Annotated in this window: 8 protein-coding genes; 5 read left to right on the top strand and 3 right to left on the bottom strand. The window is 28.6% G+C overall.

What is annotated here, in order from left to right; genetic code table 11:
* Nucleotides 1-46 precede the first annotated feature (46 nt).
* Together NEF87_RS05220 and NEF87_RS05215 are read right to left on the bottom strand one after the other, a co-directional pair.
* Nucleotides 47-328 (bottom strand): hypothetical protein, encoded by a 282-nt coding sequence (locus tag NEF87_RS05220; RefSeq protein ID WP_457918955.1) that lies wholly within the window; start codon nt 326-328, stop codon nt 47-49.
* Between the two features lie 72 nt (nt 329-400).
* Nucleotides 401-535 (bottom strand): hypothetical protein, encoded by a 135-nt coding sequence (locus NEF87_RS05215; RefSeq protein WP_371805351.1) that lies wholly within the window; start codon nt 533-535, stop codon nt 401-403.
* A 484-nt stretch (nt 536-1,019) separates the two neighbouring features.
* Here NEF87_RS05215 and NEF87_RS05210 point away from each other — a divergent pair, with 484 nt between their 5' ends.
* The 4 genes from NEF87_RS05210 (at nt 1,020) to NEF87_RS05195 (ending at nt 9,177) form a co-directional block, all read left to right on the top strand.
* Entirely contained in the window at nt 1,020-1,712 is a 693-nt protein-coding gene (locus tag NEF87_RS05210) for a winged helix-turn-helix transcriptional regulator (protein ID WP_457918954.1), read from the top strand.
* 487 nt (nt 1,713-2,199) lie between these two features.
* The gene (locus NEF87_RS05205) at nt 2,200-4,176 is read left to right on the top strand and encodes a hypothetical protein (RefSeq protein WP_457918953.1); all 1,977 of its coding nucleotides are present in this window, start codon (nt 2,200-2,202) and stop codon (nt 4,174-4,176) included.
* A gap of 308 nt (nt 4,177-4,484) precedes the next feature.
* Nucleotides 4,485-5,543 carry a metallophosphoesterase family protein gene (locus tag NEF87_RS05200; protein WP_457918952.1) on the top strand — a complete coding sequence of 353 codons (1,059 nt, stop codon included), beginning with the start codon at nt 4,485-4,487 and terminating at the stop codon, nt 5,541-5,543.
* Nucleotides 5,536-9,177 (top strand): hypothetical protein, encoded by a 3,642-nt coding sequence (locus NEF87_RS05195; protein ID WP_457918951.1) that lies wholly within the window; start codon nt 5,536-5,538, stop codon nt 9,175-9,177. Before NEF87_RS05200 ends, NEF87_RS05195 begins: the two co-directional genes overlap by 8 nt.
* A 47-nt stretch (nt 9,178-9,224) precedes the next feature.
* On the opposite strand, the gene NEF87_RS05190 is transcribed toward NEF87_RS05195, so the two are convergent.
* Nucleotides 9,225-9,647 (bottom strand): recombinase family protein, encoded by a 423-nt coding sequence (locus NEF87_RS05190; protein ID WP_457918950.1) that lies wholly within the window; start codon nt 9,645-9,647, stop codon nt 9,225-9,227.
* 998 nt (nt 9,648-10,645) lie between these two features.
* Here NEF87_RS05190 and NEF87_RS05185 point away from each other — a divergent pair.
* Nucleotides 10,646-12,208: a hypothetical protein gene (locus tag NEF87_RS05185; RefSeq protein WP_457918949.1), complete on the top strand. Its 1,563-nt coding sequence runs from the start codon at nt 10,646-10,648 to the stop codon at nt 12,206-12,208.
* The last annotated feature ends 44 nt before the right edge of the window (nt 12,209-12,252 follow it).

Genomic DNA, 12,252 nt, shown 5'->3' with positions numbered 1-12,252 from the left:
TGGGAATTCTAAATTATAATAATAATCTGTTTGTGAAATTTAAACTTTATATAAAATTCTTCCGCAAAATACATTTTCCTCTAATGTTCCACAAGTTAAATATCAATAAGAGCATATACATGGCCTTGATGATTGCCTTATTGATATCGGTCCAATCGGAGTAGATTTTTTTAATACGCAAGAATCCGATTTTTGCTGTATAGGCATCCAAGGCTTCTGCTAATGGAACCTTGATGCCTTTTGCGACCACCCGAATATTTTCATAATCCCAAAAAATGGCCACTTCGGTGTTTGGATCGTGAATTCGTTTCTTTTCTGGTAAATACATTTCGCTTTCTCCTTCTCTAACAAACACAAAAAAAAGGATAGAAGCAACCTTCTATCCTAAAAAAAACCCCGTTTATTTCTTTTGGGTATTTTTGGCCGCTTTACTTTGGGCTACACTTTTGAATCGTGCATCCCCCTTCGCTCCCTTCTTATCTTGAGCGGATTGGATCCGTCGAGCGGCGGCTTTATCCATTGCTTTTTTTGCCATGTCTGTGTGTTCACCTCCCTATGTAGGTCTTTTGATGTGGTATGTGATGGGCTAGCGCGGTCATTGTAAACACTGAGAACCCCTCGTCGGACGACGCGGGGTCATACTGAATTTGGATTCCAATTCGTTGCATTTCCTGCTTGAAGGCATACGAAGTGAAATGAGTTTGTAGGACCTGTCCACGATGGAATCCATGCACAATTTCCAAAACATGATCTCCACTTTGTACCGCTTCGGTTGCCCTCCAGCACACGTCTTCAATGGCTTCGGCCAAGTTATATCCATGTAAGTCGATCTGCATTTTCTCATCCTCCCATTTTTTGTGATAAGTTGATCGAATTCAAAGTTAAATTCCTCAAATTTCACGATTAAATAAACTCATTAATGGTATTTAAGAATAATTTTAACGGCTATTTAATTTTTTTTTAACGGCGATTAAAGAAATCTTTAAAGTCTTGCTGTGACCAATTATCATTAGATTCAAATGTTTAACCGCACTTTTAACTACCATTTAAATGACAAGCAACTCCATATTCTGGCTCTTTTGGAGAAAAAACCTTACCAGCAAAAAGATCTTGCTATGGCTATTGGCATTTCGGGGGCAGGTCTTCTCTATAATTTAAATAAGTTAGAAGAAGCGGATTTAATCACAAAAAAAACTTTGGCAACCGTTGGTAATGTGTCCTTGAATGAAATTGCGATTCATCCCAATGCTATACAACGGGTTCGTTCCCTCCTTGGGATCTCTAAGGATCATTATACGCTTATCACCGGATTTGGTCTGGATAGCCCTACTTTTGGCCCCTCCTATGAAATTCCCCTCAAATCTAAAGCCCTTCTCCAAAAAGAAGGCTATGTCATTTCTCGGATCGTAGCGTTTGTCACCCCCAAATCCAACCTTAAAGACGCCAAAAAATTCGAGACTTTTGATGTCGTCCATGAATATCCTTATTTAGAATATCGTAATGATGATAGTTCCATTTTTCAAAATTTGGAATCTCTCATCCAGTCAGAGCAAAAAGATTCCAATGTGATTCTCGATTTGACTCCCTTGACGAAATTACTCACCATTCGTTTGCTGGAAATCTCTGTGAAATATAAGATTCCTAGTTTTTATTTGGGCAAGACCCGCGGGGATGAAGATTTTCTATTATGGGTATTTAATTCGAAAAAATAAATCCATTTTTTCTAAAAATTATCTATTTCGGTTCAAATCATTTGGAACTATATCCATTCCAAATTATTGCTCTAAAAGCGGTGCAAATCATAATATAACGTAATTTGTACAATGTATGTAAGAATATTTGATTAGTAATTGTGTTGAGATAAGATTCATATTTATGAGTTTCAAAAATTAATTTGATTTCCATTCCTTACTATATCCTACATAGGTAATTCTGAATAGTATTATAACCACGACCCAGAAATTTTATCGAAAGTGTTTGCCAAAATTCACCATGTGTTGGAAATCTGGGATATGGGAACATGGGGGGCGACTTTATATTCATAACGCATAAAAAAAATAATCAATATGTAGAATCAATATTATTAGGTTTCGAATTTAAGTGCTTTGATAAAGACTTAATTATGAGTACTCATCTAATAAAGCATCAAATAGGTGAAAAGAAATAAATATTATAGGGGCAGTTAAAATTTTTAAAAAAATGTGTTATGTTGATGAGTTTTTGAATTATATAAATTATTATACTCATAACCTTGAAATTTTCCAAACGAAGGAAATTTTTTTTGGATATAAATTTATTTTGAATCTTTCTTGGTCAAATGTTATTAAGGAAATTGATAATGATGAAATCTTAGATTTAGAATATAATAAAAATTTCTTGAGAGGTTTCTATTCTAACAAAGTAAATTTGAATGATATCCCCGAAAATTGTGAGAGAATTCAATTTATTAAAGGATTAATTAATTTAGGAAGAAAAATAAGAAAAGCTAAATCATTTGATGAAATCAAAGAACATATCACTTTGATAAATAAGTTTATTGATGTTTTATTAGCTTATATATCTGAAAATGGATATCTATTAGATGGAGATATTAGTAAAAAAATAAAAATTATTGAATTTTACGAACTATTAGATTATTTAACCGTAGATCACAAAGAACCTAATATTTTTTTCAATAAGTTTAACCAAACTAAACTAACCGGAATTTTTATTCTCAAAATAATCTCCGGTTATCTTATTACGATCAAATTTCTTATTGATAAATTTAAAATTATTGAATATAGCGATTTAATTAAGAAAAATAATTTAGTCAATTTGATAAACACCGTTTCAATCTTAAAATCAAATTATGGGGAAATATCTAACTTTTTTATTTCAAAATCCATAGAAAACTTGTATAAAGAACATGAAATGGGAATTCCAGAAGATTTCAAAAGAAATAAGAAAAAAAATATTAAAACAATTAACTCTGGGCTGAAAATTATAACTTCTCAGATCAAGAAGTTTACTGATACAGATTTCGAATCTAATTTTTCATTTTGGAGTAGGTTCTTGTCTCCTTACGACGAACAAATTACAAACGAAAAAATAAGCAAGCAGATAATGGTAAATATGATTTGGTCCTTAATATCGTGGACTTTTAAAGGAATAAGGCAATTAATTCAAAATTACGAATCTCAGCTTTCCTATCTTTCGTTAATTGAACTAGTTAAATGGAAATGTCCAATTAAAAAAGAGATTGTTATGCCCTTTTTTTCAAAGAAACATGAAATTGAAGAAATCAATGATGGTATGTCTGAAAAACAAATATCTCATATTTTGGATCAGAAGTTATTTTGGTATAAAGTGGATGTATTGGAAGGAAATGACACATTATTCAATGGCTATTACACATGCTTATCGCTAATTAGAGGTGAGATATTTAGAAGAAAGAATCAAAATTTTGAGAATAAGCTACAAATAAAAATTTTTAAGCACGAAGATGGAACTTCAGGTGATATTTCAGTTGCAGTATTGATGGAAGGCTATGGAACTATTGGTTCTGATTTTTCAGGTTGGTTATTTTTCTTCAATGTAGCTACCTATGGTTATCATGGATTTGGACCTTCACTTTATAAAAATATCATGGATACCATTAATTCAAACCTTTTGATTATAACCCTTGATGTTATTCATCTAAAAATGGATATCTTGCTTAAATATCTTCAGGGAAAAACCAAATATTCAATTATACATTCTCAAAAAGATAAGTTAAAAAAATTAGAAATGGATATAGACAAAAGAAAGGGTTTTGCTTTCGAGGCAGTTGTATATCAATGGTATACAAATAAATATCCCAATTTTGAAATATCTTGGGGAAAAAGTATTTATGGCGAAGAAATTGATATTTATATTTTGAAAGATGAAAATGTACTTTCATGCTATGAGTGTAAATATTTTGTGCATAGTAAGGAAGAAATTATTAAACAACTAATCAAAAAGAAAAAAGCTTTGAAGAAATTATATCCACATCATGAAATTGAATGTTTCATAGTTGTTTATGAATGGATTGATCTGAATACTGAACTATACTTTGAAAAATGTGATATAAAAGTAGAGATGAATTTTAAAGAGAGAATTAAAAGGTATCCTTCCGTATTTGGTTCATTTTCTAAGTTAAAACAATATTTAGAGTAATATAATTAAAATAATGATAAATTCACTCCCTTTAGAGAACCTATTGAAGAAATTTACTGGAAAAATGCCTCAGCGCTTTATCTTGTAACATTATTTTTTGCTTATTCTATTTTGACAATTTTGGTGAGTTTACTTAACAATAGTTATAAGGATTTGTTTGTAAATTAGAATAGAAAAGGGACAGTTGAAAAGTTGTTCCTTTTTTCCTATATTCCCCAAAAATTGATTATAAAAAAAATAGAATTCCATGTTTTTTCTTACCGAGACGAAAGCTAATATATAGTCAAAATAAATTATTAAATAAAAAAATGGAAAATGTAGTTCTGTGTCTTTCTGATATTCATTTTACATCTTATAAGTCAAAAGACCCAAATGATGCAAATTTCAGCAAGAGGATGATTTGCTTAGATAAATTAATTGATCAAATTAAGACTCTTCCAGATGAATCAAAACCCGATATCTGTGTTATTGTAGGTGATATAGCTTATTATGGAAGTAATGATGATTATTTGCATTTTAAAAAAGATTGGCTTGACAAATTTCTAAGTGAATTATCTATTCCAATGGAGAATTTATTAATAACACCAGGTAATCATGATCGACTTCGAAGTAAATCACATATTATTGACTACATTGATGATAAAGATGAAGTAGAAAACGAGTTAGAAACAAACCTAGATCATTATTTTTCAGGTTTTGAAGATTACATTTCTTTTATGAGTAAAGACTTAAAAATACCAGAGTTTGAATATGGTGACAAACATGGGAAGTATCATAAGAATTACTTATTTGGTTTTAGAAAAATTGGACAGATCTATTTTATATCTTTAAATTCCTGTTGGTTTAGTAAAAATTCTTCTACAGATAAAAAAAAATTATGGCTAGGAGATTTATTTTTTTCAGTTCTCCAAAACAAAAATAGAATTGACCGAGAAGAATTACCATTTGTTGTTACTCTTTTTCATCATCCGAAACGCTGGTTTGCTGATAATAGGAAGAAAGACAACGATTTTGACAGAATTAGGAGAAAAACTCATGTTTTAATAACTGGACATGAACATGAAACCAGAGACAATGAGAATATTATCATATATCCCGATTCTGAAACTCTTCATCTCAAACTTGGTTCTACATTTTCAAAAAAAAATTATCCAAATAAATGCTGTTTGTTGAAATTCATGCGAGGCAGATCAGTAGAATATTCTTTAATAGCTTGGGATAATAATCAGGAAGAATGGGTGTATAATCATAAATTTAGAAGATGGTCGGTTCCTACTGATGATATTATTAAAAGAATTGAAATTATGGGATTGGATATTTCAACTTTAAAAAACAATTTGAAGGATGGTGCAAGAATAAATGAATGAAAAGAACAAAGAAATTTTAATCGAATTAATTAAAGAATTTCAAGACGAAAATAAAAATAAATCAACATTTCTGAAGGATAAGATTGAAGAAAATGACATCTTATTCTATCCCATCCACAATAATTTTATCAATGCCTTTGACGACCGAATTATTATCTCAGAAGCATTTAACTTCCTAAATGGAATCGAGATATTTTATTGGGATAAATTTGATACTCCAAATACCATATTGGAGAGAAAAAATAATGCCCAATATAAGATAGCATTTATATCAAAAAAAAAAATAATGGAAATAGAACATGTCACACTAAATTATAGACCACTGGATTTTGATCAGGGTCGATGCGAGTTAGAGATTGATGAAAATATAAGTTTAACTCAGAAACAGCATATTAGGACTACTTTAGCTCTAAATTTACTTTTGAATGACGAAAATTCCTTAAAATCTCGATTATATGTAATTAATAACATAAAAATTGATGAAAAACAAGAATCCTTGGAGAAAGAACAAGAAAAAATACATTTTCAAGAAACTGAGAAGTATTTAAGACATTTTGCGAAACAAAATGGATTCAAGTTTTATTCAATCAATAGTAGAATGAATATTAAACCTATATTTTTAAGAACAATTTTTCGAAAATCAGACATCGTTCTAATTTTAGATGATGCAATGGATCCTTGGTTAACTTACTTATTAGGACTCATAAAGATGCTAGATATTATTGTAATTGGATTAAAACCTCCGTTAAAATCATCAAAAAAAAATGAAAAAGAAGAAGAAAATATAACAAAATTAGTCGATATTACTTTTTATGAATATGAAGTAAAAGATGAAGAATCCTATTATTACATTGATTCCGTTTTAAATAGGATTATTCAAGAAATTATAAGTTTCCTTAGTTTCACTACACCATTTAGGTTAAAATACATAGAACAATATTTTCCTTCAACCAAATCGGGAGAATTAAAAAAAATTATTATGTTGTTTTCATTGTTTTCTAAATTTTATTTCAATGAAAATGAAAAATTTGAAAATATAGGACCGATAGTTAAAGATTTAATAAATAAGACATTATCTGATGAAGAGATCCAAAATTATTTCGATATTCTAATTAAAAATACAACTAATATCTTAAGTAAATTTGGAAATTTTTACACTATATGTTCCAATAGTATTTTAATTGATACAATTAATGAAATCAAAGAAGATTATGATTTTTTTTCAAATATCTTTAATTATTTGAATGAACAACCCAGTGATTTTTACTTAAAAGAGTTTATGTCAAAAATATGCAATACGAGTATGTTAAATCAGTCGTATTCTGGAATAATCAGTCATCTATTTTATGATGAAAATGGCCCTTTTCAAAACATCTTAATTTTGAGAGATAAAACGAAAAGTGAAATTTTTTCACAATTATCATACGTCTTTAAAGGAGAATCAATGGAGATTCTTGACGATTGGTTCCAAAGAATATCATTAGATGATTTAAATGAACTTTTTCCATTTCAAAGCAATATATACGAACCTAGAAGTCCAGAAGAACCTATTCTATGGTTTTTATCAAAAGTTGCAAAGTATGAAATTTTTTTTGAGAAATCAATGGAAATCTTAAAAAAATTTAGCATGATATATCTGGTAAATATAAAAAAATATGAAGAACATTCCTATGGATATTCAGCAAGAATTGGGTTAGATCAATTTACAGAGAATTGCCACTGTTTAATTGGAGACGTTAGGTTAGAAACAAGATGGAATTATATTAAAAATCTCAAGAATACTCAAAGTTGGCCTGAGAAATATCAAAATGCATTTATAAAATTGAAAATTCTTGCATTAAAAACATTTATGGAACTTCAATGGCATACATTTTCAAGAATGGATAATTTTTCAATTAGATTTAATCATACAAGAATCGATCCCGAAATTGAAAATTTAGAGGATTATCGAAAGAAGAATTTCTTCTATCTTATGCAGTTTTATAAAGAGATTAGTAATATGACTTATAAAGAAGAAATTTTTAGATATTTAATCAGTAATTTAATTTTTTGGACAAAATATATACCTTGGCATTCAATATCTGAATTTCTAAGTAGGGAATTCAGTAATGAATCTAAATATAGAGATATTTTTAGGGATCACATTAGAAATTTAAAAGCATATGATTCTTGGAGAAATGGTTATGATCAAACCACTCTTCAAGAAATTTTAACTTTTGATGAGCAATTAGAAGAAAATCTCTCCACAGAAGATTATTTTAGGAAATATTTCGATTATGATCTTTATTCAATGGATTTATTTCATAAATATAGGGACAGGGATACTAGAAAGGCAGAATTATTTAAAATATATGAAAATGTCCATTCAAAACTATTAGAGCTTGAAAAAATCAATAGGGATCAGATTTATAGATTAATATTAGAAGAAAATTTTAAGGGTAGCCGAGAATTCGGAGAGTTTTTTGCAAAAAAATATGATCCACATGAATTAGTCCAACAAATCTCATTTCTTACCAATTTAATAGAAAAAGTAGATAATGTGGCAAATACTTCAGATTTTCTAATAAGTCTCTTATACTCGCTTCAAGTGAAAAACAAGGAAATATTTGATTCAGTTTTTGAAGATTTGTGGGATAATCCAAAATTGGTTAGTTATAGGGAAAAATTTCTGTTTATCCCTCAGATTTTTTCGTTAAATCTTTGGAATAAATTTAAACTAATGATTAATACACAAAAGATTGATATAGAACCTTGTTTAACTCTAATTGTCATAAAAGATTTCAATTTTGAAATACCAATAGGGGAAATTCGAAATTTTCTAGTTAATAGTATTAAGAAGCTAAGCTCTCAAGAATTTAACTTTTCAAAAATGAGAAAGTACTCAGAAGATGACGACCTTAATATATATTTAATAAGAATTGAGGAAGTATACAAGAAATATCCAGATATATTAAATAATCTTTTTTCCCAAACCTTTTTAAAGGAATTTCATAAATTTTCTGAACATATTCTCAAAAAAACCTATTCTTTTCCTTTTCTAATTGAATGTGGGAAAAAAGAACCTGATTTATTTAATCCTTGGTTAATTACGGGTTTTTCAATTTCAGAGTATGAATCTACTGGATTTCTAACATCAGCAATGGGGGAATTTAAGGATGAAATCTATAATATATTAACTCTGATGTTTCAAGAATCAATGCTGGAAGAATATACAAAACTTCATAGTGTCCTAATAAAATTTGAAATATCTGGAGATATAGATATTTTAAATAAATTTAATTTTGAACAATTGGTGAAATTATATAGAATTAATCCAAAATCTTTAGGGAAACTAATAGGAAGGTTATTGCAAAAATCATCATCTGAGCAATTATTTAATCCAGTATATCAAAGATTAATTTTGAAATTCAAGGATAATACTGATTTTAACTATAACATATTTAGAAGTTTTTTATCCACTGTCCGCTCATATTCTGGTATGGATATTAAATCTGGATATTCTAGAGAATATAACCAAATAGAAAATTGGATACAAGAAGCAACAAATAAAGAAATTATTAGTTGGCTAAAAGATTTAAAGAATTCGGTCGATGAAGATGTTAAAATATCAAGGAAAATGTGGGATATTGCTTAATTTATTTAATTCAATGGTGATTTTGATGGAGGGAAGGGATGCCAATTTTACATAATATGAAGATTTTTGATGTATTCTTCTGCTTGAAATAGCTCAATTATTGGAACTAACATTTCCCAAATTGACATATCTGAACTATCTGAATAATCAAGAGTTTTATTATCTTTGACAAATTTAATAGCCTTCTTCATGCTAAGAATATTGATAAATAACGGAATCGCTTCTTTAGCATTTCTACCAAAGCGAGATACATCATAAATGATATTTCCATCTACTTTTGATAAATTGCTTAGCATTTCATTAAACCCCTTTTGATTAATAATTTTACCAGAAACAAGTAAATCTTTATATTCCTTAACAATTTCGATGTTCTTTTGTAAGGAATAACTTTCAATCTCATTAATCTGATTATTCTCTGGAGTATTTTTTCTCGGATTAGGGCTTATCCTGTAATATGCAAAAACTTTCATTTTCCAATCACTCGAAAATTTGTTCCAAATACCAAAGTATTTGAATCAAATATTGATTCAAGAAATCTTGATTCAAACACTCATCTAATTGATACAAGAATTATAAACATAAATGAGAAATAAAAAAAAACTGAACAGAAAAAAGAGAGCACCCAATTAAAAATCATAATTTTTGAGTTTATCAATCTCATGGTTTAGTTTTTTTTTCTTTAAATTACACTCTTTAGAAGACATGTCTATTGAACTTAAAGTTAGAGAATTCAAACTTCAAAGAACATGTATATCGCTTATCAAATATGATTAAAATGATTTTTGGATGATTTTGGTCGTTTTTAAAGTTTGAGTATTTAAAGGTGAAAATCAGTCTTGATGGAAACCTATGATCAATCGTTCGGGTGGGATAATGTTGATAAATTAATTTCTATCAAAAGACTCCTAATGCAATGCTTTCGTTAGGCCTAATTGTAAATATTACAGCACAATTCAAAAATGCGTTAAAATTTATTATATATTTTTACAATTTAAGAGCTAAAATTTTCCAGATTAGACTTGTGTTAGGCAAAATGACCTTAAACTAAATGAGTTTTTATTCAAAATTCAAAACACTTCTTAAGGTAAAAATATTGAAGGGGTATTTTAGTGATATTAAGGGTTGAAAGTGAATGAATAGTAAAATATAGGATATGAATGAGTGGAAATAATTCTTAAATATGATCAAATAGCTTTTTATAGGTGGGATGTCTATGGTTATTTGGGTATATCAGATTATACTTGCGAAAAAAGTATGAAATAAAATTCAGTTGATAATATTTGAAAAATTAACTAACTATGGAAATATATTTTCATTATATGTGATTATAATCATCTAAATGTGATTTGGGTGGGTAAAATTGAATAAGTAATATTTCAATTTGATTTATAATATATCACTGAGTTCAATTCAAATTTTGTGCAATAGGGGAAATCTGACAAAAAATTTAATAAATCGTGAATCTCAAATGAATAAAATTATACAAAAAGGAATTGGATGTGCCGTGATTATATTTTCTGGTAATGCATTTTATAAGAAAATTGTGAAAATCAAAAAAGGGGAGAAATGGGAAACTTTATTCAATAATCGTTCTAAGTATTCGATTTTTCTGCCACCAACTTATACTGGAGGGAGAAAATATTCAATTGATGAAAGTTTCTTTGCAGTAATTGATACTCCTGAAAAAGCGTATATTTTGGGTGTCATCGGAGCAGATGGATCCCTTCGAACTGAAGTAAATAAGCGAAATTATCAATTAGAGATCACTAGTTCTTTCTCAGATATTCATTGGCTCTATAAAATTCGTGCTTTGATGGGAAGCAATCATAAAATCTATTTTCATTGGAATAAAGTACACGGAACATATAATTTGAGCTTGAGTATTCTTAAGAAGTCCATTTATTATGATTTAATTAACAAGGGAATGATTCCCGGTCGCTTAAAATCACATGCATTGAAATTTCCCGCGACTGAATTTGATATTGGAGAACAGAAATATGCCGTTTTTTCAAGGGATTTGAACTTCCCTCTATCAGACGATACTTTAAAATCTCTCTTCAATCCATCTCCAAGAGAAAAAATGGAATTTGAAAAACAGATTAAAAATTATTCCAAATCAATTACAATTTTGAAAGATGCTTGGGATTCAGATATTGCGGCAGAAGATACTGTTCCCACTCATTTAATACCTGATTATATTCGAGGATCTTTTGATGGGGATGGAACAATCATAGGTAATTCTGAGAAGCAAAGTTTTGGATTCAGTGGAACAAAATTTCTCCTATCTACTATTGAGCGGTTACTACACGGATTTCTTAAAATGTCACAGAAAAATATTTATCAACCACCGAGAGATTCAAAGAAAACTTCTGGGGCTATATCATCCGAAATAGGAAAAAAAACATTTGCTATGATCAATTATAGTGCCTTGTCAGATTTCAAAAAATTTGCAAAATTTTTATACTCGAATAAACCTTCAATGTTTCTCCCTGAAAAATATCAGAAATTTAAACAAATTCTTCCTTCAATTCCTAATTTGGACCAAACTTATAATTTAGCATTAATCCACGAAATCCTTTTTGATATTCTGAAGTTTTTACTAATTGAAATTGAAAAAAATAGTTCTATAGTAGACCATGGAAAAATTACATTGAAATTTTTACTCAATATTAGTTATTTCGATAAAAAAAAGGAATATTATGGTGATTTTCTTGATTTCTTAGAATATCTTTGGCAAAATATGAGTATGATCGCTGAAAATGATGAAATAATCGCTGATGAAGATTTTCGCAAGGATTTCCGGTATGAGTATCTTAATTTTTATCGATACTATTTAGCAAAGGGAACAAAAATCCGTATAAAATTCGATAATGCAACGTATTTTGCTCCAGAAAAGACTACTGGGATATTATTATCGATTTTAAGATCCTCTGAAGGAAAAAAGCAATATGTGGAGAAAATTGGAAAGTTTCGACAATTGTTGGAAATGTTGGATTTTCTAAAAGGAGTTCTTAAAAGAAATCAATTTTAGTGAATCAGAAAACAGCACTTTTTTATTATCTATTGTTCAGAATA

The sequence above is a fragment of the Candidatus Lokiarchaeum ossiferum genome (genome assembly GCA_025839675.1).
In the GTDB taxonomy this organism is placed as follows: Archaea; Asgardarchaeota; Lokiarchaeia; order Sigyniarchaeales; family Promethearchaeaceae; genus Lokiarchaeum; species Lokiarchaeum ossiferum.
Note: the sequence above shows the minus strand (reverse complement) of the source record. Positions and strands in the feature narration are given on the sequence as shown.